General features: G+C 58.8%; 27 protein-coding genes and 1 pseudogene. 25 read left to right on the forward strand and 3 right to left on the reverse strand.

Going from position 1 to position 24,655, the window contains the following annotated elements; all coding sequences use genetic code 11:
• Positions 1-240: 240 nt before the first annotated feature.
• From V4835_RS21695 to phnP, 16 genes and pseudogenes are all read left to right on the forward strand, one after another.
• Positions 241-576, forward strand: a complete 336-nt coding sequence (locus V4835_RS21695) for a zinc ribbon domain-containing protein YjdM (protein WP_023334217.1) — start codon at positions 241-243, stop codon at positions 574-576.
• Between the two features lie 120 nt (positions 577-696).
• Complete coding sequence (gene yjdN, locus V4835_RS21700) at positions 697-1,140, forward strand: VOC family metalloprotein YjdN (protein ID WP_331413670.1); 444 nt, start codon at positions 697-699, stop codon at positions 1,138-1,140.
• Between the two features lie 173 nt (positions 1,141-1,313).
• Positions 1,314-2,102, forward strand: coding sequence for a phosphonate ABC transporter ATP-binding protein (phnC, locus tag V4835_RS21705; RefSeq protein WP_023334215.1), 789 nt, complete (start codon positions 1,314-1,316; stop codon positions 2,100-2,102).
• A 24-nt stretch (positions 2,103-2,126) separates the two neighbouring features.
• Positions 2,127-3,143 (forward strand): phosphonate ABC transporter substrate-binding protein, encoded by a 1,017-nt coding sequence (phnD, locus tag V4835_RS21710; RefSeq protein ID WP_063144949.1) that lies wholly within the window; start codon positions 2,127-2,129, stop codon positions 3,141-3,143.
• Positions 3,144-3,260: 117 nt separating this feature from the next.
• Positions 3,261-4,040 carry a phosphonate ABC transporter, permease protein PhnE gene (gene phnE / locus V4835_RS21715; protein ID WP_331413673.1) on the forward strand — a complete coding sequence of 260 codons (780 nt, stop codon included), beginning with the start codon at positions 3,261-3,263 and terminating at the stop codon, positions 4,038-4,040.
• A gap of 20 nt (positions 4,041-4,060) precedes the next feature.
• Positions 4,061-4,786, forward strand: coding sequence for a phosphonate metabolism transcriptional regulator PhnF (gene phnF / locus V4835_RS21720; RefSeq protein WP_063144951.1), 726 nt, complete (start codon positions 4,061-4,063; stop codon positions 4,784-4,786).
• Positions 4,787-5,238 (forward strand): annotated as a pseudogene (gene phnG / locus V4835_RS21725) (phosphonate C-P lyase system protein PhnG). It begins immediately after the preceding gene.
• Positions 5,235-5,819 (forward strand): phosphonate C-P lyase system protein PhnH, encoded by a 585-nt coding sequence (gene phnH, locus V4835_RS21730; RefSeq protein ID WP_096150964.1) that lies wholly within the window; start codon positions 5,235-5,237, stop codon positions 5,817-5,819. The pseudogene phnG and the gene phnH overlap by 4 nt, the downstream one beginning before the upstream one ends.
• Positions 5,819-6,883 (forward strand): carbon-phosphorus lyase complex subunit PhnI, encoded by a 1,065-nt coding sequence (locus V4835_RS21735; RefSeq protein WP_331413677.1) that lies wholly within the window; start codon positions 5,819-5,821, stop codon positions 6,881-6,883. Before phnH ends, V4835_RS21735 begins: the two co-directional genes overlap by 1 nt.
• Positions 6,876-7,721 (forward strand): alpha-D-ribose 1-methylphosphonate 5-phosphate C-P-lyase PhnJ, encoded by an 846-nt coding sequence (locus V4835_RS21740; RefSeq protein WP_063144955.1) that lies wholly within the window; start codon positions 6,876-6,878, stop codon positions 7,719-7,721. Before V4835_RS21735 ends, V4835_RS21740 begins: the two co-directional genes overlap by 8 nt.
• Positions 7,718-8,473: a phosphonate C-P lyase system protein PhnK gene (gene phnK, locus V4835_RS21745; RefSeq protein ID WP_331413679.1), complete on the forward strand. Its 756-nt coding sequence runs from the start codon at positions 7,718-7,720 to the stop codon at positions 8,471-8,473. Before V4835_RS21740 ends, phnK begins: the two co-directional genes overlap by 4 nt.
• 177 nt (positions 8,474-8,650) lie before the next feature.
• On the forward strand, positions 8,651-9,331 hold the full coding sequence (gene phnL, locus V4835_RS21750) for a phosphonate C-P lyase system protein PhnL (RefSeq protein ID WP_331413680.1): 681 nt from the start codon (positions 8,651-8,653) through the stop codon (positions 9,329-9,331).
• Positions 9,328-10,464 carry an alpha-D-ribose 1-methylphosphonate 5-triphosphate diphosphatase gene (gene phnM / locus V4835_RS21755; protein WP_331413682.1) on the forward strand — a complete coding sequence of 379 codons (1,137 nt, stop codon included), beginning with the start codon at positions 9,328-9,330 and terminating at the stop codon, positions 10,462-10,464. Before phnL ends, phnM begins: the two co-directional genes overlap by 4 nt.
• A complete protein-coding gene (gene phnN / locus V4835_RS21760) occupies positions 10,461-11,012 on the forward strand; it encodes a ribose 1,5-bisphosphokinase (protein ID WP_331414156.1) in 552 nt (183 codons plus the stop codon). The genes phnM and phnN overlap by 4 nt, the downstream gene beginning before the upstream one ends.
• Positions 11,005-11,439, forward strand: a complete 435-nt coding sequence (gene phnO / locus V4835_RS21765) for an aminoalkylphosphonate N-acetyltransferase (RefSeq protein WP_331413683.1) — start codon at positions 11,005-11,007, stop codon at positions 11,437-11,439. The genes phnN and phnO overlap by 8 nt, the downstream gene beginning before the upstream one ends.
• Before the next feature lie 9 nt (positions 11,440-11,448).
• Positions 11,449-12,207 carry a phosphonate metabolism protein PhnP gene (phnP, locus tag V4835_RS21770; protein WP_331413684.1) on the forward strand — a complete coding sequence of 253 codons (759 nt, stop codon included), beginning with the start codon at positions 11,449-11,451 and terminating at the stop codon, positions 12,205-12,207.
• An 81-nt stretch (positions 12,208-12,288) separates the two neighbouring features.
• Here phnP and yjdP read toward each other — a convergent pair whose 3' ends face one another.
• The 3 genes from yjdP to V4835_RS21785 form a co-directional block, all read right to left on the reverse strand.
• On the reverse strand, positions 12,289-12,615 hold the full coding sequence (yjdP, locus tag V4835_RS21775) for a DDRRRQL repeat protein YjdP (RefSeq protein WP_063144961.1): 327 nt from the start codon (positions 12,613-12,615) through the stop codon (positions 12,289-12,291).
• A gap of 75 nt (positions 12,616-12,690) precedes the next feature.
• On the reverse strand, positions 12,691-13,317 hold the full coding sequence (locus tag V4835_RS21780; RefSeq protein WP_331413687.1) for a GNAT family N-acetyltransferase: 627 nt from the start codon (positions 13,315-13,317) through the stop codon (positions 12,691-12,693).
• A 121-nt stretch (positions 13,318-13,438) separates the two neighbouring features.
• Positions 13,439-15,718 carry an ATP-binding protein gene (locus tag V4835_RS21785; protein ID WP_331413689.1) on the reverse strand — a complete coding sequence of 760 codons (2,280 nt, stop codon included), beginning with the start codon at positions 15,716-15,718 and terminating at the stop codon, positions 13,439-13,441.
• Positions 15,719-15,899: 181 nt separating this feature from the next.
• Between V4835_RS21785 and V4835_RS21790 the strand changes: the two genes are divergently transcribed.
• The 9 genes from V4835_RS21790 (at position 15,900) to V4835_RS21830 (ending at position 24,654) form a co-directional block, all read left to right on the forward strand.
• Positions 15,900-17,420, forward strand: coding sequence for a sugar ABC transporter ATP-binding protein (locus tag V4835_RS21790; protein ID WP_331413690.1), 1,521 nt, complete (start codon positions 15,900-15,902; stop codon positions 17,418-17,420).
• Positions 17,417-18,412: an ABC transporter permease subunit gene (locus V4835_RS21795; protein ID WP_063144964.1), complete on the forward strand. Its 996-nt coding sequence runs from the start codon at positions 17,417-17,419 to the stop codon at positions 18,410-18,412. The genes V4835_RS21790 and V4835_RS21795 overlap by 4 nt, the downstream gene beginning before the upstream one ends.
• Positions 18,413-18,444: 32 nt before the next feature.
• The gene (locus V4835_RS21800) at positions 18,445-19,386 is read left to right on the forward strand and encodes an ABC transporter substrate-binding protein (RefSeq protein ID WP_021242935.1); all 942 of its coding nucleotides are present in this window, start codon (positions 18,445-18,447) and stop codon (positions 19,384-19,386) included.
• Positions 19,387-19,517: 131 nt separating this feature from the next.
• Positions 19,518-20,204 (forward strand): D-lyxose/D-mannose isomerase, encoded by a 687-nt coding sequence (locus tag V4835_RS21805; RefSeq protein ID WP_063144965.1) that lies wholly within the window; start codon positions 19,518-19,520, stop codon positions 20,202-20,204.
• Positions 20,205-20,214: 10 nt separating this feature from the next.
• A complete protein-coding gene (locus tag V4835_RS21810) occupies positions 20,215-21,075 on the forward strand; it encodes a ketose 1,6-bisphosphate aldolase (protein WP_331413694.1) in 861 nt (286 codons plus the stop codon).
• Positions 21,075-22,088 carry a carbohydrate kinase family protein gene (locus V4835_RS21815; protein ID WP_331414157.1) on the forward strand — a complete coding sequence of 338 codons (1,014 nt, stop codon included), beginning with the start codon at positions 21,075-21,077 and terminating at the stop codon, positions 22,086-22,088. The genes V4835_RS21810 and V4835_RS21815 overlap by 1 nt, the downstream gene beginning before the upstream one ends.
• 240 nt (positions 22,089-22,328) lie before the next feature.
• Positions 22,329-22,907, forward strand: coding sequence for a hypothetical protein (locus V4835_RS21820; RefSeq protein ID WP_331413696.1), 579 nt, complete (start codon positions 22,329-22,331; stop codon positions 22,905-22,907).
• A 17-nt stretch (positions 22,908-22,924) separates the two neighbouring features.
• The gene (locus tag V4835_RS21825) at positions 22,925-24,127 is read left to right on the forward strand and encodes a transporter (RefSeq protein WP_331413699.1); all 1,203 of its coding nucleotides are present in this window, start codon (positions 22,925-22,927) and stop codon (positions 24,125-24,127) included.
• Positions 24,127-24,654, forward strand: a complete 528-nt coding sequence (locus V4835_RS21830) for a C39 family peptidase (RefSeq protein ID WP_331413701.1) — start codon at positions 24,127-24,129, stop codon at positions 24,652-24,654. Before V4835_RS21825 ends, V4835_RS21830 begins: the two co-directional genes overlap by 1 nt.
• Position 24,655 lies beyond the last annotated feature (1 nt).

The following is a 24,655-nucleotide window of genomic DNA, read 5'->3' on the forward strand; positions in this document are numbered from 1 at the left end:
TTTGCCGCAATAAAATATTCGATATATTTAGCACCCATTCTTTCCACCGTGTTAATGACGTAAGCATCGCTTAACTGACTGACAGGAAGTGTCACTCCCAATACGCTTTTTGCATTTTTTTAATTCACAATATCACCGACAATCGTGTGGATTTGCGCTATACTTGCCGCCTTTTTCGGCACGCTGCCGTCATTTAGCTGGCACTTTCCAGCGCGTTTACACTTTTTTGAGGATACCGATATGTCACTCCCACACTGCCCAAAATGCAATTCTGAATACACCTATGAAGATAATGGCATGTTCATCTGCCCGGAATGCGCTCACGAATGGAATGATGCCGAACCATCACACGATGCTGATGCACTTGTCGTAAAAGATGCGAACGGCAATCTGCTGGCGGACGGCGACAGCGTAACCGTGGTTAAAGACCTGAAAGTGAAAGGCAGTTCTTCCATGCTGAAGATTGGCACCAAAGTGAAGAATATCCGTCTGGTTGAAGGCGATCACAATATCGACTGCAAAATTGACGGCTTCGGTCCGATGAAGCTGAAATCAGAGTTCGTGAAAAAGAACTGATTTCTCTTTTTTGTAGGCCGGATAAGCGCAGCGCATCCGGCAAAATCGCCCGGTGGCGCTTCGCTTACCGGGCCTACAACAGCTAAACTTAATGGGCTTCTCTTACGTGAGGTAAAGATTATGCCGTTAAGTCCCTACATCTCTTTCGCCGGTAACTGTGCAGAGGCCACCGCCTTCTACCAGCAGGCCGTCGGCGCAGAACTCCTCTATAAAATCACCTTCGGCGAAATGCCAAAAAGCGATAACAGCGATGAAGGCTGTCCGTCCGGCATGCAATTTCCGGATTCGGCTATCGCTCACTCCAACGTTCGCATTGCGGGCAGCGATATCATGATGAGCGACGGGATGCCGCCGGGCAGCAACGCGCAGTACGCGGGTTTCACGCTGGTTCTCGATACCCAGGACGTTAATGAAGGCAAGCGCTGGTTCGACAACCTCGCCGCGGGCGGGAATATCGAAATGGCCTGGCAGGAAACCTTCTGGGCACACGGTTTCGGTAAAGTCACCGATAAATACGGCGTGCCGTGGATGATCAACGTCGTTAAGCAACACCAAACGTCGTAGGCCGGATAAGCGCAGCGCAGCCGGCAACAGCGCCCGGTGGCGCTGCGCTGACCGGGCCTACGGTAATTGTCATCAAACCCCCCTCAACTCTTCAAACTCTCGCAACCCAGACTTAACCCAAATGTCACATTGATGCGCCAGCATGAGGCCACATTTATCGTGAGGCCCAGCACATGCAAACCGTCATCCGCGTCGAGAAACTGAGCAAGACCTTCAATCACAATAAGGCTCTGCATGCCGTTGATCTGACCGTCCAGCAGGGCGAAATGGTGGCGCTGCTGGGGCCATCCGGTTCAGGCAAATCCACCCTTCTGCGTCATTTAAGCGGCCTTATCACCTGCGATAAAACGCCGGAAAGCCACGTCGAGCTGCTGGGCAATACCGTGCAGCGCGCGGGGCGTCTCGCCAGCGATATCCGCAAGAGCCGCGCCCAGACGGGCTACATCTTCCAGCAGTTCAACCTGGTGAACCGCCTGACGGTGCTGGAGAACGTGCTGATTGGCGCGCTCGGCAGCACTCCGTTCTGGCGCACCTGTCTGCGCTGGTTCTCCCCTTCCCAGAAGCAGGAAGCCTTACAGGCGCTGACCCGCGTCGGCATGGCGCATTTCGCCCACCAGCGCGTCTCCACCCTGTCCGGTGGACAACAGCAGCGCGTCGCCATTGCCCGCGCCCTGATGCAAAAAGCGCAAATCATTCTCGCTGACGAACCCATTGCCTCGCTGGACCCGGAGTCCGCCCGCATCGTGATGGAGACCCTGCGCGACATTAACCAGAACGACGGCATCACCGTGGTGGTCACGCTGCATCAGGTGGATTACGCCCTGCGCTACTGCGAACGCATTGTCGCCCTGCGTCAGGGTCATGTGTTCTTTGATGGCGCGAGCCATCAGTTTGATAACGAACGTTTTGACCATCTCTACCGCAGCATTAACCGCGTCGAAGAGAACGCGCAGGCTGCTTAATTAAACCCGATCCGAGGAAAGTACATGAGCTACAAAGCCGTTGCCGCGCTGGCCTTTACCAGCATGTTCAGCCTCAGCACCCTGTTAAGCCCGGCGTACGCGGAAGAGCAGGAAAAAGCGCTGAACTTCGGCATTATTTCGACGGAATCACAGCAGAACCTGAAGCCTCAGTGGGAACCGTTCCTGAAAGATATGGAAACCAAGCTGGGGATCAAAGTGAACGCCTTCTTCGCCCCGGACTACGCGGGCATCATCCAGGGGATGCGCTTTAACAAAGTGGACATCGCCTGGTACGGCAACCTCTCCGCCATGGAAGCGGTAGACCGCGCGAACGGCCAGGTCTTTGCCCAGACCGTCGCGGCAGATGGTTCCCCGGGCTACTGGAGCGTGCTGATCGTGAATAAAGACAGCCCGATCAACAACCTCAACGACATGCTCGCCAAACGCAAAGAGCTGACCTTCGGCAACGGCGACCCGAACTCCACCTCCGGTTACCTTGTCCCTGGCTACTACGTCTTCGCCAAAAACAACGCCTCCGCCAGCGACTTCAAACGCACGGTGAACGCCAGCCACGAAACCAACGCCCTGGCCGTGGCCAACAAGCAGGTGGACGTTGCCACCAACAACACCGAGAACCTCGACAAGCTGAAAACCTCAGCGCCGGACAAGCTGAAAGAGATCAAGGTTATCTGGAAATCGCCGCTGATCCCGGGCGACCCGATTGTCTGGCGTAAAAACCTCTCTGAAAGCACCAAGGACAAGGTGTACGACTTCTTTATGACCTATGGCAAAACGCCGGAAGAGAAGGCCGTCCTGGCGCGTCTGGGCTGGGCACCGTTCCGCCCGTCAAGCGACCTGCAGCTGGTCCCGATTCGTCAGCTGGCGCTGTTTAAAGAGATGCAGGGCGTGAAGGACAACAAAGGGCTGAAGGACGAGGAGAAGACCAGCAAAGTGGCCACCATTCAGGCCCAGCTGGAAGACCTCGACCGCCTGACCGCCGCGCTCGGTGCAATGACCAGCGTGAATAAAGCGGTGCAGTAGTGCCTTTCTCCCTCTCCCTGTGGGAGAGGGCCGGGGTGAGGGCATCAGCGCGCACATGTCCCCCTCACCCTAACCCTCTCCCTCAAGGGAGAGGGGACTAAACCCAAAGGAGCCAACATGCAAACCATCACCCTCCCACCGCCGAAGCGCAGCTGGTTCTCGCTCATAAGCTGGGCCATCCTGCTGACGGTGCTGATTATCTCCTGGAAGGGCGCGGAGATGGATCCGCTGCTGCTCTTCAAAGACGCGGGCAACATGGCGACCTTCGCCGCCGACTTCTTCCCGCCGGACTTCAGCCAGTGGCAGGACTATCTCAGCGAAATGGCAGTCACCCTGCAAATCGCCGTCTGGGGCACAGCCCTTGCCGTCGTTCTCTCTATTCCATTTGGCCTGATGAGCGCCGAAAACATCGTGCCGTGGTGGGTGTATCAGCCGATGCGTCGCCTGATGGACGCCTGCCGCGCCATCAACGAAATGGTCTTTGCGATGCTGTTCGTGGTCGCCGTCGGCCTGGGTCCGTTCGCCGGCGTGATGGCACTGTTCATCCACACCACCGGCGTGCTCTCCAAGCTGCTTTCCGAAGCGGTCGAAGCCATCGAACCCGGCCCGGTGGAAGGCATACGCGCAACGGGCGCCAACAAAATCGAAGAGATCCTTTACGGCGTTCTGCCGCAGGTGATGCCGCTGCTGATCTCCTACTCCCTGTACCGCTTTGAGTCCAACGTCCGCTCCGCGACCGTGGTCGGCATGGTGGGCGCAGGCGGGATTGGCGTCACCCTGTGGGAAGCGATTCGCGGTTTCCAGTTCCAGCAAACCTGCGCCCTGATGGTGCTCATCATCGTTACCGTCAGCCTGCTGGATTTCCTCTCTCAACGTTTGCGTAAGCACTTCATCTGAGAAGCGAGGCTTTGTTTTCTATGCACTTATCCAGACATCCGACCAGTTACCCGACCCGCTGGCAGGAGATTGCGGCAAAACTCGAAGTGGAGCTGCGCACGCACTACCGCTGCGGGGACTACCTGCCCGCCGAGCAGCAGCTTGCCGACCGCTACGAGGTGAACCGCCACACCCTGCGCCGCGCCATTGACCAGCTGGTCGAGCGCGGCTGGGTCCAGCGACGTCAGGGCGTGGGCGTGCTGGTGCTGATGCGCCCGTTCGACTACCCGCTAAACGCCCAGGCGCGCTTTAGCCAGAACCTGCTGGACCAGGGCAGCCACCCGACCAGCGAAAAGCTGCTCTCGGTATTGCGCCCGGCCTCCAGCCACGTGGCGGACGCGCTGGGCATTCAGGAGGGCGATAACGTGATTCACCTGCGCACCCTGCGCCGCGTTAACGGCGTGGCGGTGTGCCAGATAGATCACTACTTCGCGGACCTCGCCCTCTGGCCCGTGCTCCAGCATTTCTCCAGCGGCTCGCTGCATGATTTTCTTCAGGATGCGGCAGGCGTTGCGCTCAAGCGCACCCAGACGCGCATCAGCGCCCGTCGCGCGCAGGCGAAAGAGAGCAAGGTGCTCGAAATCCCCAACATGGCCCCGCTGCTCTGCGTACGCACCCTCAACCACCGTGACGGCGAGATCAACGCGACGGAGTACTCCGTCAGCCTGACCCGCGCCGACATGATCGAATTCACCATGGAGCACTAAATGCACTTCGACACCGCCACCCGTCAGCGCTGGATGCGCGTGCTGACCCACAGCCAGCCTGCCGCGCTCTCTGCCCGCATGAGCGCCCTTAGTCTGTCACCCGATTACGTCACCCTCCGCGCCCCGGAGATCGGCCTCGTTCAGATCCAGGCGCGCATGGGCGGCACCGGCGAGCGCTTCTTCGCCGGAGACGCCACCCTCACCCGCGCCGCGATCCGCCTGAACAGCGGCACGCTGGGCTACAGCTACGTGCTGGGGCGCGACAAAGCGCACGCCGAGCGCTGCGCGGTGATCGACGCGCTTTTACAGGAACAACCCTATTTCCAGACGTTAATGGAAACCCTTATTGCCCCGCTGGAATCCGACCGCGCCGCGCGCATTGCCGCACGTCAGGCCGAAGTGAACGCAGCCGGGTCGACTTCTTTACGCTCGTTCGCGGAGACAACGCATGACGCTTCAACCTGCTTTTACCCTGGCCGTCCAGGATGCCCAACACAGTTTTCGTCGCCTGCTGAAGGCCATGAGCGAGCCGGGCGTGATCGTCTCGCTGCACCAGCTCTCCCAGGGCTGGCTGCCGCTGAACCTGGCGACCACCAGCGTGCTGCTGACGCTTGCCGATAACGACACCCCGGTGTGGCTCTCGGGCGCGCTGTCGAACGATATCGCCAGCCAGAACCTGCGTTTTCACACCGGTGCGCCGCTGGTCGATCAGCCCCAGCAGGCGGTTTTTGCCGTGGCCGACGAGCAAATCAGCCATGAGCAGCTTAACGCCCTGAGCGAAGGCAGCGCCGTCGCCCCGGAAACCAGCGCCACGCTGATCCTGCAGGTCTCCAGCCTGAGCGGCGGCCGCATGCTGCGCCTGACCGGCGCAGGCATCGCCGACGAGCGCATGGTCGCGCCGCAGCTGCCGGAGTGCATCATTCACGAGCTGACCGAACGCCCGCACCCGTTCCCGCTGGGCATTGACCTGATCCTCACCTGCGGCGAGCGCCTGCTGGCGATCCCGCGGACCACCCACGTGGAGGTGTGCTGATGTACGTTGCCGTCAAAGGGGGCGAGAAGGCCATCGCCGCCGCCCATGCGCTACAGGCGCACAGACGACGGGGCGATGAACGGCTTCCCGAGCTGAGCGTGGCCCAGATTGAGCAGCAGTTAACCCTCGCCGTCGACCGCGTGATGACCGAAGGCGGCATTGCTGACCGCGAGCTGGCGGCGCTGGCCCTGAAGCAGGCCAGCGGCGATAGCGTGGAAGCCATCTTCCTGCTGCGCGCCTACCGCACCACGCTTGCCAAACTGGCGGTGAGCGAGCCGGTCAATACGGCGGAGATGCGCCTGGAGCGCCGCATTTCTGCCGTTTATAAAGACATTCCCGGCGGCCAGCTGCTTGGCCCGACCTACGACTACACCCATCGCCTGCTGGATTTTACCCTGCTGGCGAACGGCGAAGCGCCGCAGCTGAGCACCTCCGACGCCGAACAAGAACCGTCTCCGCACGTCTTCAGCCTGCTGGCAAAGCAGGGCCTGGCGAAGGCGGAAGAAGATTCTGGCGCGCAGCCGGATGACATCACCCGCACGCCGCCGGTTTACCCGTGCTCGCGCTCGTCCCGCCTGCAGCAGCTGATGCGCGGCGACGAAGGCTATCTGCTGGCGCTGGCCTATTCCACCCAGCGCGGCTACGGGCGCAACCATCCGTTTGCGGCCGAAATTCGCAGCGGCTACATCGACGTTGAAATCGTGCCGGAAGAGCTGGGATTTGCCGTAAACGTCGGCGAACTGCTGATGACCGAATGCGAAATGGTCAACGGCTTCGTCGCGCCCGAAAATGAAGACCCTCACTTTACCCGCGGCTACGGGCTGGTGTTCGGCCTCGGCGAGCGCAAGGCCATGGCGATGGCACTGGTCGACCGCGCCCTGCAGGCGCCGGACTACGGCGAGCACGTTGCGGGCCCGGCGCAGGACGAAGAGTTCGTGCTGGCCCACGCGGATAACGTTGAGGCCGCCGGCTTTGTCTCGCACCTCAAGCTGCCGCACTACGTCGATTTCCAGGCCGAACTGGAACTGCTGAAACGCCTGCAACGGGAGCGCGCCAATGGCTAACTTAAGCGGCTACAACTTTGCCTATCTTGATGAGCAAACCAAACGCATGATCCGCCGCGCGATACTTAAAGCGGTGGCCATTCCGGGCTATCAGGTGCCGTTCGGCGGCCGCGAAATGCCGATGCCCTACGGCTGGGGCACGGGCGGTATTCAGATCACCGCCAGCGTGATCGGCGAGGCGGACGTGCTGAAGGTTATCGACCAGGGCGCGGACGACACCACCAACGCCGTGTCGATCCGCAGCTTCTTCCAGCGCGTCACCGGCGTCACCACCACCGAAAAAACGGAAGACGCGACGCTGATCCAAACCCGTCACCGCATCCCCGAAACCCCGCTGGCTGAAGATCAGATTTTGATTTTCCAGGTGCCGATCCCGGAGCCGCTGCGCTTTATCGAGCCGCGCGAAACGGAAACCCGCACCATGCACGCGCTGGAGGAGTACGGCGTGATGCAGGTGAAGCTGTATGAGGATATCGCCCGCTTCGGCCATATCGCCACCACCTACGCCTACCCGGTGAAGGTCAACGGGCGCTACGTCATGGACCCGTCACCGATCCCGAAATTCGATAACCCGAAGATGGACATGATGCCTGCCCTGCAGCTGTTCGGCGCCGGGCGCGAAAAACGCATCTACGCCGTCCCGCCTTACACCCGCGTGGAAAGTCTCGATTTCGACGATCACCCGTTTACGGTGCAGGAGTGGGACGAGCCGTGCGCCATCTGCGGATCCCAACATAGCTATCTGGACGAAGTGGTGCTGGACGACACGGGCAAACGGATGTTTGTCTGCTCCGACACCGATTACTGCCGCCAACAGAGCGAGGCGAACGGCCAATGAAACCGCTGCTTTCGGTTAACCACCTGACCCACCTGTATGCGCCGGGCAAAGGCTTTAGCGACGTGTCGTTCGAGCTGTGGCCGGGCGAGGTGCTGGGGATCGTCGGCGAGTCCGGCTCCGGCAAAACCACCCTGCTGAAGTCCATCTCTGCGCGCCTGACGCCGCAGAACGGCGACATTCTGTATGAGGGCCAATCCCTTTACGGCATGAGTGAAGCCGAGCGCCGCCGCCTGCTGCGCACCGAGTGGGGCGTGGTGCATCAGCACCCGATGGACGGCCTGCGCCGTCAGGTCTCCGCCGGGGGTAACATCGGCGAACGCCTGATGGCCACCGGCGCGCGCCACTACGGCAACATCCGCGCCACCGCCCAGCAGTGGCTGGAGGAAGTTGAAATCCCCGCCTCGCGCATCGACGACCTGCCGACAACCTTCTCCGGTGGGATGCAGCAGCGCCTGCAGATTGCGCGCAACCTGGTCACCCACCCGAAGCTGGTGTTTATGGATGAACCCACCGGCGGGCTGGACGTCTCCGTGCAGGCGCGCCTGCTCGACCTGCTGCGCGGTCTGGTGGTGGAGCTGAACCTTGCGGTGGTGATTGTCACCCACGATTTAGGCGTTGCGCGCCTGCTGGCGGACCGTCTGCTGGTGATGAAGCAGGGTCAGGTGGTGGAAAGTGGGTTAACCGACCGGGTGCTCGACGATCCACACCATCCGTACACCCAGCTGCTGGTGTCGTCCGTATTGCAGAACTGAGGTTGCTGTTGCCGGGTGGCGCTTCGCTTACCCGGCCTACGAACACCGCACCCGGCAAAATGAACACCGCACCTGTAGGCCGGGTAAGGCGAAGCCGCCACCCGGCAAAACGAACACCGCACCTTGTAGGCCGGGTAAGCGAAGCGCCACCCGGCAAGAAAACGCCACGAGGCCAACATGATCCACGTACAAAACGTAAGTAAGACCTTTGTGCTCCACCAGCAAAACGGCGTGCGCCTGTCGGTGCTGCAAAATGCCTCGTTAGAGGTCAGCAGCGGCGAATGCGTGGTGCTGCACGGCCATTCCGGCAGCGGAAAATCCACCCTGCTGCGCTCCCTGTACGCTAACTACCTCCCGGACGAAGGCCATATTCACATTCGCCACAATGATGAGTGGGTCGATCTGGTGCAGGCGCCCGCGCGTAAAGTGCTGGAAGTGCGCCGCACGACGATCGGCTGGGTGAGCCAGTTTCTGCGGGTGATCCCGCGGATCTCCGCCCTGGACGTGGTGATGCAGCCCCTGCTGGATCTCGGCGTGCCGCGCGAAGCCTGCGCCGCCAAAGCCGCCAGCCTGCTGACGCGCCTCAACGTGCCAGAACGCCTGTGGCACCTTGCCCCGTCGACCTTTTCCGGCGGCGAGCAGCAGCGCGTCAATATCGCCCGCGGGTTTATCGTCGACTACCCGATTTTACTTCTGGATGAACCCACCGCCTCGCTCGACGGTAAAAACAGCGCGGCCGTGGTGGAGCTGATCGAACAGGCCAAAGCGCGCGGCGCGGCGATCGTCGGGATCTTCCACGACGACACCATACGCAGCCGCGTGGCGGACAGATTGCACCCGATGGGGACAAACGCATGATTATCAACAACGTCAAGCTGGTGCTGGAAAACGAAGTCGTTGATGGCTCGGTTGAAGTCCATGAAGGCGTTATTCGCGCCTTTGCCGAAACTCAGAGCCGTGCCCCTGAAGCGATGGACGGTGAAGGCGGCTGGCTGCTGCCGGGGCTGATTGAGCTGCATACCGACAATCTGGACAAATTTTTCACCCCGCGCCCGAAGGTGGACTGGCCCGCCCATTCGGCGATGAGCAGCCACGACGCGCTGATGGTCGCCAGCGGCATCACTACGGTGCTGGACGCGGTGGCGATTGGCGACGTGCGCGACGGCGGCGACCGCCTGGAGAATCTGGAGAAGATGATCAACGCCGTGGAGGAGACGCAAAAACGCGGCCTCAACCGCGCCGAACACCGTCTGCACCTGCGCTGCGAGCTGCCGCACCACACCACCCTGCCGCTGTTTGAAAAGCTGGTCGGGCGCGAGCCGGTCTCGCTGGTCTCCCTGATGGACCACTCGCCGGGGCAGCGTCAGTTCGCCAACATCGAAAAGTATCGCGAATACTATCAGGGCAAATATTCTCTCAGCGATGCGGAGATGGCCCGTTACGAAGAAGAGCAGCTGGCGCTTGCGGCGCGGTGGTCGCAGCCGAACCGTCTCAGGATTGCCGCGATGTGTCGTGACCGCAATATCGCGCTGGCCAGCCATGACGACGCCACGCAGGATCACGTGCTCGAATCCCACCAGCTTGGCGTCGCGATCGCCGAATTTCCCACCACGTTCGAGGCGGCTGAAGCCTCCCGCAGGCACGGCATGAACGTGCTGATGGGCGCGCCGAACATCGTGCGCGGCGGCTCGCACTCCGGCAACGTCGCGGCAAGCAGGCTCGCCTCCCTTGGCCTGCTGGATATTCTCTCGTCCGACTACTACCCCGCCAGCCTGCTGGATGCGACGTTCCGGGTGGCGGACGACGAAGGCAACAGCTTTACGCTGCCGCAGGCGATTCGCCTGGTGACGAAAAATCCGGCCAGCGCGCTTAACCTTCACGATCGCGGGGAAATCGCCGAGGGTAAACGTGCGGACCTGGTGCTGGCCCACCGCAAGGGCGAGCACGTTCATATCGACCACGTCTGGCGTCAGGGAAAAAGGGTGTTCTGATGGGAAGGCTCATCTGGTTAATGGGGCCCTCCGGCTCCGGTAAGGACAGCCTGCTGTCCGCCTTACGGCAGCGGGAACATCCGCAGCTGCTGGTCGCGCACCGCTATATTACCCGCGCGGCCAATGCAGGGAGTGAAAACCATATCGCCCTGAGCGAGCAGGAGTTTTTCATCCGTGCCGGGCAAAACCTGCTGGCGCTGAGCTGGCATGCAAACGGCTATTACTATGGGATCGGCATTGAGACCGATCTGTGGCTGCATGCGGGCTTCGACGTGCTGGTTAACGGCTCACGTGCGCATCTGCCACAAGCGCGCGCCCGCTACGAGGCGGCCCTGCTGCCGGTCTGTCTGCAGGTTTCGCCGGACGTCCTGCGCAGCCGGTTGCAGAGTCGGGGGCGTGAATCAGCCCGTGAGATCGACCAGCGGCTTGATCGCGCGGCCCGCTATGCCCCGTCCGACTGTCACATCCTCAATAACGACGGAAGTTTGCTACAGTCAGTCGATACCTTTTTATCGCTTATCCGTCAGAAGGAGAAACAGCATGCCTGACTGCCAGCTTCGCCCCGCTACCGCCGACGATGCGCAGAGCGTTTACGCTCTGATCTGCGAGCTTAAGCAGGCAGAGTTCGATCGCCAGGCGTTTCACGCGGGCTATCTTGCCAATCTGCAGGATCGCAACATGCGCTACCAGCTTGCGGAGAGTGAGGGACAGGCCATCGGCATGATCGGTCTGCACATGCAGTTTCACCTCCATCACGCGCGCTGGATCGGCGAGATCCAGGAGCTGGTGGTGATGCCGCAGGCGCGCGGGTTAAAGGTGGGAAGCAAGCTGCTGGCCTGGGCGGAAGAGGCGGCACGGCAGGCCGGCGCGGAGCTAACCGAACTTTCCACCAGCGTGAAGCGCACCGACGCGCACCGTTTTTACGTGCGTGAAGGATACTCGCAGAGCCATTTCCGATTCACCAAACCGCTGTAGAGGTGCGTTATGAGTTTGACCATCACGTTGACGGGAACCGGTGGCGCCCAGCTGGTGCCGGTCTTTGGCTGCGACTGCGCGGCGTGCCGCCGGGCGCGCCTGCAGGACAACTATCGCCGTCGCCCCTGTAGCGCGGTAGTTAAATTCAACGATGCGGTGACGCTGCTGGACGCGGGCATTCCGCACCTGATGGACGACTGGCCCGCAGGCAGCTTTCAGCAGTTTTTGCTGACCCATTACCATATGGATCACGTTCAGGGGCTCTTCCCCCTGCGCTGGGGCGTTGGCGCGACGATTCCGGTTTACGGTCCGCCGGACGAAGCGGGCTGCGACGACCTGTTTAAACATCCGGGGATTCTGGATTTCAGCCACACGGTCGAACCGTTTGTGATGTTTGAACTTCAGGGGCTGCGGGTCACGCCGCTGCCGCTCAACCATTCAAAACTGACCTTCGGGTATTTGCTGGAATCGGCCCACAGCCGCGTGGCCTGGCTTTCCGACACCGCCGGGCTGCCGGAAAAAACGGTGAAGTTCCTGCTCAACAATCAGCCGCAGGCGATGATTATCGACTGCAGCCATGAACCGCGCGACGAGACGCCGCGAAACCATTGCGACTTAAATACCGTGATGGCGTTAAACGAGGTCATTGGCTGCCAACAGGTGATCCTGACGCACGTCAGCCATCAGTTTGACGTGTGGATGATGAATAACCCGCTGCCGCAGGGCATTGAAGCGGGCTATGACGGGATGGTTTTGGTACTCGACTAGTTTTGCCGGGTGGCGGCTGCGCCTTACCCGGCCTACGGTCCAGGGTTTTGTAGGCCTGCGTAAGCGAAGCGCCACCAGGCTTTAGCCTCGATCGTAATCGTCTTCTAACCTGCGCTCATCTTCTTCTAACCGACGGCGATCGTCATCCAGCTGACGCTGACGTTCATCTAAACGGCGACGTCTGTCTTCAAGCTGCCGACGACGATCGTCGTACTGTCGGCTGTCGATTTGGCGGCTGCGGTCATAACGATCGTCATTATCATCGCTGCTGCGGCTGCTGCTGGGATTATAGGCATCGTTGATCGCCTGCTGAATGTTGCCAATAGCATCATCAACAATATCGGCATGAGCCAGTTGGCTGGTAAGTGACAGCAGACCGAATAACAGAGCAGTTGAGTAACGTTTCATAAGGCCAGACTCGCAGGTGAACTGGCTTTACGATAATGAACGGCGGGAGGGCGGGGTAGCGGAGGAATCTCAAATTCAGTTGTGCCCAGGGTCTTCCATCAGCTGATTCGCACGCTGTTTATTTTCTGCAACCAGTACAATGCCATAACATTTTTGATCCGGTGAATGGCTCCAGATACGATCTTCGGGTATACACCCTCCGTCATAGATAACCTTGCTACCATCATAAGGCCAAAATGCTCCCTGCTCGGTATCGAGAACAAATACAGCGATTTGGTCAGACTCGCGGGCAATTTTCTGCCAGAGCATCTTCCCACCCTCATATTGTTCAAAGTCGCTGACAAGCGTCACGCCGCACTGTAATACCAGGGCTTCATACAGACGCGTTGCCAGTCCCTTGTCGCGCTCGGCGGGATCAACGCATATACCTTCTACCTGAATAACATTGGCATCTTCCCAACAGCGCTCGACTGCGATGATATCTTTACCCAAATGCGTTTTACGTTGTAAATCCAGGGCAGCAACAACCCGATGCCGAGGTACACCATCGAAGGTTTCGACATCCGCTTCAATAATCGCAGCCCTTGGCGTCTGGCTATCAAAAATGACATGTAACACTCGCCCGGAGAGTTCGAATTCATCAACGAACTTGAACGACCTTGCTACGGTCTTTGGGCTGTAAGTTGTAGGCATCACAATCATTTGTGAGTCCCCTCTTGTAAGTACCGGCATAGTTCCCTTTATATCCCAATCTGCCAAATTTTGCGCAGGTTAGCATCCCCCGGTTTACTCACGCTCTTGATGAATTCCTAAATATCACTACTTATAAACAGACCTTCCGCAGCGCCTGCGCCAGCTGCGCCCGCGTAAACGGCTTACGCAGTAACTGGACGTCCGGCAGCTGCGGGTTGTGCGCGGGCCGTAAATCCTGGCCGCTGATCAGCAGCACCGGAAGCTGCGGATAATGACTGCGCACATGGTTAATCACCTCGGCTCCGCTGAGGCTGCCGGGCAGCATCAGGTCGCTGATAAACATGCCAATATCCGGCGACGCCGCCAGCATGCTCAGCGCCTGCTCGCCGTTGTCCGCTTCCAGCGTCAGGTAACCAAGCTGATGAAGCTGCTCGCACAGGGTCTGACGGACATCCGCCTCATCTTCCAGCACCAGGACCAGCCGCTCGCTATCGACGGAGGCGGTGGCTGACAGCGCTTCATCAGCAGCAGCGGCAGGCAGCACCGAGCGCGGGAGGTGAAGCCGGACGGTCGTTCCCTGCCCCGGCGCGCTTTCAATCTCCACGCGACCGCCGGACTGACGCACAAAGCCGTAGACCATCGAGAGCCCTAACCCGCTCCCGCTTCCGGTCTGCTTGGTGGTGAAGAACGGTTCAAAGACCCGGGATTTCACCTCCTGCGACATACCGCTGCCGCGGTCAATCACTTCCAGCGCCACCATATCCTGCCTGCGCCCGTCGCTGCGGGTAACACGCTGATTCCAGGTCCGAATTTTTATCACCCCGCTTTGCCCTTCCATCGCATCGCGGGCGTTCATCACCAGGTTGATGATGGCGTTTTCCAGCTGGCTGACGTCTATCCAGGCAGGCCAGGCCGGGGTTTGCGCTTCAATCTCCAGGGTCAGGGTGGCAGGCAGGGAGTGGCGCATCAGTTCCCGGAGGTTCTCCAGAAGCGGCAGCATCTCTACCGCATGCGGCGTCAGGGATTGCTTGCGGGAAAACGCCAGCAGGCGCTGGGTCAGTAAGGCACCACGCTCGGCCGCCTTCAGCGCCCGGGTAATGCGCGGCGCGTCTTTTGATTCGGGGTCGGTAAGCTCAAGGCTGCCGATGATCACCGCCAGCAGGTTGTTAAAATCATGCGCCAGACCGCCGGTCAGCTGTCCGACCGCCTTCATTTTCTGGCTGTGCAGCAGCGCCTCTTCCAGCCCCTGACGCTCAACGCGGTCGATCTCCATCTGCGTGGTTTTCTCTTTTAGCAGGCGCGTGGTGTGCTCAAGCGAGGCGGTATTGCGGGCAAAAACGTTAAACGCGCGCGCCAGCTCGCCCAGCTCATCGCGCCGCTGGAGGGCGGGAACGGAAACATCCTGTTCGCCGTGAGCAAGACGCGACATCGCCCGGGAAATGGCCGTCAGGTTAGAGGCCAGATTGCGGTAGATATACCAGCAGGCGCACCCGGTAATAATCAGCGCCAGGACGGCGAAGATGCTGATAAACACGCTGATGGATTGCAGCTCGTGATGGCTCTGGGCAGTGCGAAGGCGGGAGGCCTGCGCCACCTGCCCGACGTACTGATTAATGTCACCGTTGAGGATCGCCACCAGCGCCTTGATGTGGAACATATACCAGCTTATCGCCAGATCGCTCTCTTCCAGCTGCTTCGACAGCGGGGCGAGCTTGCCTAGCTCGGCATTAAAATCAGGCAGAACCCCCTTCACAACCGGCTGTAGGGCATTTCGGGGCAGCGTTGCGGCCACTGCGTCCAACTGATGAACGGTCGCGCGCGGCGAAGGGGTGTCGATGGCAGCGGCAATCAGCCGGTCCATCTCCATCAGCTGCTGCGCATCCGGTACGTTGCTGCCATAGCGGCGGTTGATGTCCTGCAGATGACGCAGGTAGCTCTGGCTTTGATACAGCGAACTCAGCAGCGCGTTACGCTCCAGATGGCGTCGCTGTCCGCGCTCAAGCATCTCCGTCACGCTCTGCTGTAGCTCATTGCTTCGTTGAATAATGCGCGCCACCAGCGCCGGCTCCTGCTGCGCCAGCGGCGCATCCGCAAGCTGTTCCAGCGAGCGGTGCAGCGCCATTTGCGTCTGTTTCAGGCGCTCGGCTTCGCCTTTGTACTCCAGCGCCCCCACAACCTGCGAGAGCCGCACCGCCGCCGTCGCCACGTTGGCGGTATCGCGGGCCAGGTTCATGCTGCCGGTCATGTCATCCAGCGTTTGCTGCTGAACCTGCTCCTGGATTTGACTGGCGTGACGAAAGCCGAGCACCGCCACGCCGCTCACCATCAGCGTAACGGCGACCACCAGCAGATTGAAAATCAGCAGGCGGCCTCGGGCGCTGGCGAAGAAGGGGGGACGGCGTGATGGCATGGGTTTGGGCTCCTGTGCGGTTTGGTGCCCTCACCCTGCCCCTCTCCCACCGGGAGAGGGAAAAGGAAAATGTGATGGCGATTAGCTATTCATAACTATGACAAATATGAACAGCTTCTGACATTTTGCATTTACGCACCTGTGATGAAGTGCAGATATCGGCATTCGCAGGAGATCCGCCATGAGCAGAACCCCGGTATTAGAGATGCGCAGCATTGCCAAAACGTTTGGCAGTTTCCACGCGCTCAAGGGTGTAGATTTGACGGTCTTTCCCGGAGAGATCCACGCGCTGATGGGGGAAAACGGCGCGGGAAAAAGCACGCTGATGAAAATCCTCGCGGGGGCCTATACCGCTACCAGCGGCGAGATCCTGATCGACGGTCAGCCGTTTCACATCAAAGGGCCGAAAGATGCGCTGGCCGCAGGCATTACCCTGATTTATCAGGAGATGCAGCTCGCGCCCAACCTGACCGTTGCCGAAAATATCTTTCTCGGCAGCGAGCTGTCGCGCGGCGGGATGGTCCAGCGCAAAGAGATGGCCGCCCAGGCGCAGGCGGTGATTGAGCGCCTCGGCGCACAGTTCAGCGCCACCGACCTCGTGATGAAGCTGACCATCGCCGAGCAGCAGCAGGTGGAAATTGCCCGCGCGCTGCACCGCAACAGCCGCATTCTGGTGATGGATGAACCCACCGCCGCCCTCTCCTCGCGGGAAACGCACCGCCTGTTTGAACTGATTTTGCGCCTGCGCGATGAAGGGATGGCGATCATCTATATCAGCCACCGCATGGCGGAAGTGTATGAACTCTCTGACCGCGTCAGCGTGCTGCGCGACGGGCAGTACGTCGGCAGCCTGACGCGCGACAAGCTGAATGCCTCCGAGCTGGTGCGCATGATGGTGGGCCGCCCGTTAAGCGACCTGTTCAATAAAGAGCGTGATATTCCCCTCGGCAGCCCGCGCCTCAACGTCCACCACCTCACCGACGGTAAAAAAGTACAGCCGTGCAGCCTGCAGGTACGTTCCGGCGAAATCGTCGGGCTGGCGGGCCTGGTCGGGGCCGGACGCTCCGAGCTGGCGCAGCTCATCTTCGGCGTGCGTAAAGCCACCGGCGGCATGATTGAGGTCGACGGCGAGCCGGTGGTGATCCACTCCCCGCGCGCGGCCATCGAAAACGGCATCGGTTTTCTCACCGAAAACCGCAAGGAGCAGGGGCTGTTTCTGGAGCTGGCGGCGCAGGAGAACATCACCATGGCGACGCTGGAGCGCGACGCCACATTCGGCATGCTAAACCGCAAAAAAGCCCAGTCGATTTCCGATGACGCAATCGCCCTGCTCAACATCCGCGTGCCGCATTCGCAGGTGCGCGCGGGGGGGCTGTCCGGCGGCAATCAGCAAAAGCTGCTGATCTCCCGCTGGGTGGCCATCGGCCCGCGCATTCTGATTCTGGACGAACCCACGCGCGGCGTGGACGTCGGCGCGAAAAGCGAGATCTACCGCATCATGAACCAGATGGCGCGCAAGGGAGTGGCGATTTTAATGATCTCCAGCGAGCTGCCGGAAGTGGTGGGCATGAGCGATCGGGTGTACGTGATGCGGGAAGGCAGTATTGCGGGTGAACTTCACGGGCGCGACATCTCTCAGGAAAACATCATGACGCTGGCAACCGGCGTGAACGACACTCATCATCAGGCGGTGCAATCATGACACATTCAACCAGTCCGCAGCAGGTGGCGAAATCCGCCTCCGCAAAAAAAATGCTGATGAGCGATCTGATGCAAACGGTCGGTATCCTGCCGATTCTTATCCTGATTGTGGCGGTATTTGGTTTTATCGCGCCTAACTTCTTCACCGAGAGCAACCTGCTCAACATTACCCGCCAAGCGTCGATCAACATCGTGCTGGCGGCGGGAATGACCTTCATCATTTTAACCGGCGGGATTGACCTCTCCGTGGGCTCGATTCTGGGCACTACGGCGGTAGCGGCGATGGTGGTGTCGCTTATCCCTGAATTTGCCATGCTCTCGATTCCTGCCGCGCTGATGCTCGGCATGGTGCTGGGGCTGTTCAACGGCGCGCTGGTGGCCTTTGCCGGGCTGCCACCGTTTATCGTGACGCTCGGCACCTATACGGCGCTGCGCGGTGCGGCTTATCTGCTGGCGGACGGCACGACGGTCATTAACTCCAACATCAGCTTCGAGTGGATCGGCAATAACTACCTTGGCCCGATTCCGTGGCTGGTGGTGATCGCGCTGGCGGTCATTGCTATCTGCTGGTTCATCCTGCGCCGCACTACGCTCGGCGTACACATCTACGCGGTGGGCGGCAACATGCAGGCGGCGCGCTTAACGGGCATTAAGGTCTGGCTGGTGCTGCTGTTTGTCTACGGCATGAGCGGCCTGCTCTCGGGCCTCGGCGGCGTGATGAGCGCCTCGCGCCTCTACAGCGCCAACGGTAACCTCGGCATGGGTTACGAGCTGGATGCGATTGCGGCGGTGATCCTCGGCGGTACCAGCTTCGTCGGCGGGATCGGCACGATCACCGGCACGCTGGTCGGCGCGCTGATCATCGCCACCCTCAATAACGGCATGACGCTGATGGGCGTCTCCTACTTCTGGCAGCTGGTGATCAAAGGGGCGGTGATCATCATAGCGGTGCTGATCGACAAATACCGTACCCGACACCATCAAAGTGCATAACAACAAAACCCTACAGCTTCGAGGAAAACCATATGCGTTTGAAACCGTTAGTGACCGCGCTCTGTGCTGGCGCGCTGCTGGCCGCAACACCGTTTGCGCAGGCAAAAGATCTGAAGTCCATCGGCGTAACGGTGGGCGACCTGGCTAACCCGTTCTTCGTGCAGATCACCAAAGGTGCCGAGCTGGAAGCGCGCAAGCTGGCTGGCGATAACGTCAAAGTGACGCTGGTCTCCAGCGGCTACGATCTGGGCCAGCAGGTGGCGCAGATCGATAACTTCATCGCCGCGAAGGTGGACATGATCATCCTCAACGCCGCGGATTCCAAAGGGATCGGTCCGGCGGTGAAGCGCGCGAAGGACGCCGGGATCGTGGTCGTTGCGGTTGACGTGGCGGCGGAAGGGGCTGATGCCACCATCACCTCCGATAACACCCAGGCGGGCGAAATGGCCTGTAAGTACATTACCGACCGCCTGAAAGGCAAAGGCAACGTGGTGATCATCAACGGACCACCGGTCTCTGCGGTGCAAAACCGCGTGGAAGGCTGCCAGACGGAATTCAAAAAACATCCGGATATCAAGGTGCTCTCGGATAACCAAAACGCCAAGGGCAGCCGTGAAGGCGGTCTGGAAGTCATGACCTCCCTGCTGGCGGCCAATCCGAAGATCGACGGCGTGTTTGCGATTAACGATCCGACCGCGATCGGCGCCGATCTGGCCGCGAAGCAGGCTCAGCGCAACGAGTTCTTTATCGTCGGCGTGGATGGATCGCCTGACGGTGAGGAAGCGCTGAAGCGCGAAAACTCCCTGTTTGTCGCAACCCCGGCGCAGGATCCGCAGGTGATGGCGGCAAAAGCGGTGGAGATCGGCTATGACATTCTACAGGGCAAACCTGCGCCGAAAGCGCCGGTGCTGATCCCGGTGACGATGATCGATAAAAAGAACGTCGGCACGTATAAGGGTTGGACGGTTAAGTAACGATTGTGCGGCCCGATGCCCCCTCACCCCGTCCCTCTCCCCAACGGGGCGAGGGTGTTCACGTTCCCTCTCCCCTTTGGGGAGAGGGTTAGGGTGAGGGGTAAGGTTTTGCAAAAATTCCAGGAGTCCCCATGAAACGCTCCGACATCAATGAAATTCTCGGCCACACGCGACAGTTCTTCTCCATGCACGACGTGCATCTCCCGCCGTTTGCCAGCTTTCCGCCAACAAAATGGCAGCAGCTTGACCAGGCCGCATGGCAGGAGGTGTTCGACCTCAAGCTCGGCTGGGACGTGACGGCGTTCGGCGGCAACAGCTTTGCCGCCGAGGGTCTGACGCTGTTTACCCTGCGCAACGGCTCGCCAAACGGCGTGCCCTATGAAAAAGGCTATGCCGAAAAAATTATGCACGTGCGCGACGGCCAGGTGACGCCGATGCATTTTCACTGGCGTAAGCGAGAAGACATCATCAACCGGGGCGGCGGGAACCTGATTGTAGAATTGTGGAATGCCGGTGCACATGAAGAGACGGAAAACACCGACGTGACGGTCACCGTCGACGGCTGCCGTCAGACCCACGCGCCCGGCAGCCAGCTGCGCCTCACGCCAGGGGAAAGCATCTGCCTGACGCCCGGTCTGTACCACAGCTTCTGGGGCGAACGCGGCTTCGGCGACGTTCTGGTTGGGGAGGTGTCATCGGTAAACGACGACGAGCACGATAACCACTTTTTGCAGCCCGTTGCCCGCTATAACAACATCGAAGAAGACGAACCGGCGCTGCTGGTGCTGTGCAACGAGTACAACCTGTTTCGGATATAAGGGGTGAATGATGCCATTGATTTCTCTTGCCGACGGTCTGGAGCACGCCAGGGCGCATCGCTACGCGCTGGGCGCGTTCAACGTTCTCGACTCCCACTTCCTGCGCGCGCTGTTCGCCGCCGCGAAGCAGGAACGCTCGCCGTTTATTATCAATATCGCCGAAGTGCATTTTAAGTACGTGTCGCTGGATTCGCTTGTCGAAGCGGTTAAGTTCGAGGCCGCCCGTCACGATATTCCCGTGGTGCTCAACCTCGACCACGGCCTGCATTTCGAGGCGGTCGTGCGCGCCCTGCGCCTGGGGTTCAGCTCGGTGATGTTCGACGGCTCTACGCTGAGCTACGAGGAAAACATTCGCCAGACGCGGGAGGTGGTGAAGATGTGCCACGCGGTGGGCGTGTCGGTGGAGGCGGAGCTGGGCGCGGTCGGTGGAGATGAAGGCGGCGCGCTGTACGGCCATGCGGATGAAGCGTGCTTTACCGACCCGCAGCGGGCGCGTGAATTTGTCGATTCAACCGGCATTGACGCGCTGGCGGTTGCCATCGGCAACGCGCACGGCAAATACAGGGGCGAGCCGAAGCTTGATTTCCCGCGCCTGGACGCCATTCGCCAGCAGACGGGGCTGCCGCTGGTTTTACACGGCGGCTCCGGGATTAGCGATGCCGACTTCCACCGCGCCATCGCGCTGGGCATTCACAAAATCAACTTCTATACCGGCATGTCGCAGGCCGCGCTTGCCGCCGTTGAGCAGCGCATGACAAACCGCCAGCCGCTGTACGATGAGTTTGCTGAGCTGCTGCTGGGGATAGAAGAGGCGATAACGGATACGGTCGCCGAACAGATGCGCATCTTCGGCAGCGCGGGGCAGGCATGATGGAACGCAAAGGCATCATCGCCGCAGGCAACATGCTGGTGGATCACGTCCACCAGATCGTGCAGTGGCCGGAGCGCGGCTGGCTGGCGGAAATTACCCACAGCGAACGCTCAACTGGCGGCGCACCGCTCAACGTGCTGCTGACGCTGGCGAAAATGCACGTTGGCCTGCCGCTGCAGGCGGTGGGGCTGATTGGCGAAGACGGCGACGGAGATTACATTCTGGCGATGCTCGACCAGTACCACGTCAACCGCCAGCGCGTACAGCGCACCACCTTTGCGCCGACCTCCATGTCGCAGGTGATGACCGATCCCAGCGGACAGCGCACCTTTTTCCACTCGCCGGGCGCCAACCGCCTGCTGGATCTTCCCGCCTTCGATCGCTTAGACGGATCGATGAAGATCTTCCATCTCGGCTACCTGCTGCTGCTCGACAGCCTGGATATGCCCGATGACGAATTTGGCACCCGCAGCGCGCGGCTGCTGGCGCAGATGCGCGACCAGGGGTATGAAACGTCGCTCGATCTGGTGTCCCGCAAGGGCGACTCACGCTACCAGCCGCTGGTGCTCCCTGCCCTGCGCCATCTGGATTATCTGGTGATTAACGAGCTGGAAGCCGGTGAGTTTAGCGGGCTTGAGATGCGCGACGACAGCGATGCGCTGAACATGGCCCATATCGCCGACGCCGCCGCGCAGCTGCTGGCGGCAGGCGTTCGCCAGCGGGTGGTGATCCACTGCCCGGAAGGCGCATGGGGTGAAGCACACGGCGAAGAAGGTGGCTGGATCCCATCCCGGTCGCTGCGGCAGGAAGAAATTGTTGGCAGTGTGGGTGCAGGTGATGCTTTCTGTGCTGGGTTCCTTTTCGGTTGTCATGAACATTGGCCCCTTAAGCGCAGCGTTTCCCTGGCGCATGCCTGTGCACGAGCAAGCTTACTTTGCGCAAATGCCATTGATGGCGCGAAGACGCTGGAGGAGCTGAAAACGTACCTTGAGGATAATTCAGCCCCTACCTGAATTAAGGGTAAAGGGAAATATAACTTTATCGTAAATCACCCTGCAAGCGGCGCTATATCTCTGCTGCAATATACATGTCTAAAATTTAAGCAGATCAATTGTCGAACATTCATCTTAATCATATTTAAAGTTTAAGACTCATCTGCCGTTTTTCCTTGCGTTATCCATCTGTCATCTTCACTTACCCTTAAGATGTATATACACCTGGATAACAACATTAATTTACCATAAGGAAAAACCATGAAGCATAAAATTATGCTACTAACGGCATTGTTATTCTCCGGCATAACACATGCCGCAGTAACTGAATTAAGTGACACGCAACTATCGCAAATTAATGGTAAAGGAAACGGCCTTGTTACTAACCCTGTGTTCCCAATACCTAAACCAACAACCCCAACCAACCCTTGGACTGGGATAAAGTTTCCGAAATACTCCAGTCTGACGTTGACCGACTCCGGCAGCATAAAAAAACCTCTTGAAGGGTTTGATACCATCACCGGAACAAATTTTGTTGGCATGCACTATATGAATATGATTCATAACTTCGGCGTCGATGAAGATAGTCGAAATTACGTATTGCACAGCCAGGACTTCGTCAACGGCCCGACCACGATTACCGATACCGGCAACGGTAAAAAATATTCGGTCGTTGGTGATGTGTGGCGCTACGCGCGCAGTACTGAAGGCCGTTTCGAAGCAGCGAAATCATCGGTTGTTGAAGAGTATTATCGTGTTGTGAACACCGATGGGACCTTATCGAACCAGGCACTGCGCTGGACAAAATGGAACCGCGACATCAACATGACAAAGTGGTGATTTAAATGATGTCGAGAGTGGCTGGCGTCGTTGCGCCATTTATATTTGTTACGATTGCGCATGCTGACATTCTCAGACTGAACAACGGAGACAATATCACTGGAGATATTGTCTCCTTTAAAGATGGCGTGTGTGTTTTTAGCACACCCTATGGTTCAAGTCTGCGGATCAGCGCTGATCAAATAAAAACGATAGACACCGATAAGCAGTATGCAGTGACGTTTAAAAATGGTGACAGAATCACGGGACTCCTTAAGTCAGATAGCAATCATTCAGCATCCATTGTGCGAAAAGATAACGTATATCCCATTTCCTTTCCGGATGTGACCCATTTCGACGTCGTCAGAAAAGACAATAGTCGAATAGCCAACATAGAGAAAAAGCAGGAGGAGTATAGCGCGCCCATTAGTTATCTTTCCGACTATACGGTTCTGCTTAATCACGGGGAAACTGACGTTGATTTCGGTTTCAAATACCGCACATGGAAATCCACGTCCTCATTGCCGCAGCAGGGGCCTTATCAGGTTTCCAGTTATTCGATTAAAAAACTTTATTTTTATGTTTCGCCAAAATTCGGTATTACCGACAGGCTTAGCGTCTGGTTGAACGTACCCTGGACCTACACAAAAATCGAAGATGTTTCGAGTAATGCCTGGACCCGGGATGCCTCTCAGGGCCATATCGGCGACATATCGGCCGGTATCCAGTATCTGCTATTGAAAGAGAACAATGATCATCCATCCTTGACGGGCTCACTTGCCGTCAATACGCCGACCGGGCGCAAAAAATACGTCTCAGACCTGGACGCCTGGAAGCAACCGCTGAATAACAGCGAAGGCTACTGGAGCCTGACGCCCTCCCTGACGTTTGTGCGGATTACGGATCCCGTAACCTTTTTTGGCGGTATCTCATACGAAAAAACGTTTGAGACCAGTAAAGGTGGGGAGCGAATTAAAGCAGGCGATACCGCCACGGCATTCCTGGGTACCGGCTTCGCACTCAATAATGTTAGTTCGCTGGGTAGCAGATTTACCTATAGCTGGTCAGATAATATGAAGTACGAGGGGCGCACCATGAAAGGCACCAGCCAGGAATCTGAATCGCTGGCATTTTACTTCTCTTATCTGCTATCACCGCGTTTCAGCATTACGCCTGAAGTCTCCTTCCCACTGGAGACAACGGGTTCAACGTTCGGCGTCAGCATGACAAGGAACTTCTGATGAAAAGGTCAGCAGCATGCTTATTGTTACTGGCCTTTCATGCGCAGGCCTATAACACAACCATGAAAGGCTGGATGCACTTGCGTACAGACGGAATTGTTCGCCAGACGACGGATTTTTCATGCGGGCCAGCAGCTCTGTCGCTCCTGCTAAATATCCGTTTTTCACTGGAGATTAAAGAGATAGATATCATTTCAGATATTATCTATCGCGCTGAGCCAGGGACAGAAGCGGAGAAACTGCAATCAGGTTTTTCCCTTCTCGATCTGAAAAATGCGGCTCAGCGTATAGGTTTCCAGGCAAAAGGCCTCCGATATGACGTTAATGAACCCCTGACGATTGACCAACCCATGATCATCCCCCTGGAAGGGGAAAAGTATTCGCATTTTGTGGTGATCACCGCCATTTATAATGACACTGCAGAAATTCTCGACCCCGAAACAGGACGAAAATCGATGCCATTGTGGCGTCTTAAATCAGAGTGGAAAGGTTACGCATTAAAAACGGTGGGATTGATAAAACCATAGT

It is taken from the genome of Enterobacter cloacae complex sp. CARB60 (assembly GCF_036487345.1).
In the GTDB taxonomy this organism is placed as follows: Bacteria; Pseudomonadota; Gammaproteobacteria; order Enterobacterales; family Enterobacteriaceae; genus Enterobacter; species Enterobacter asburiae_D.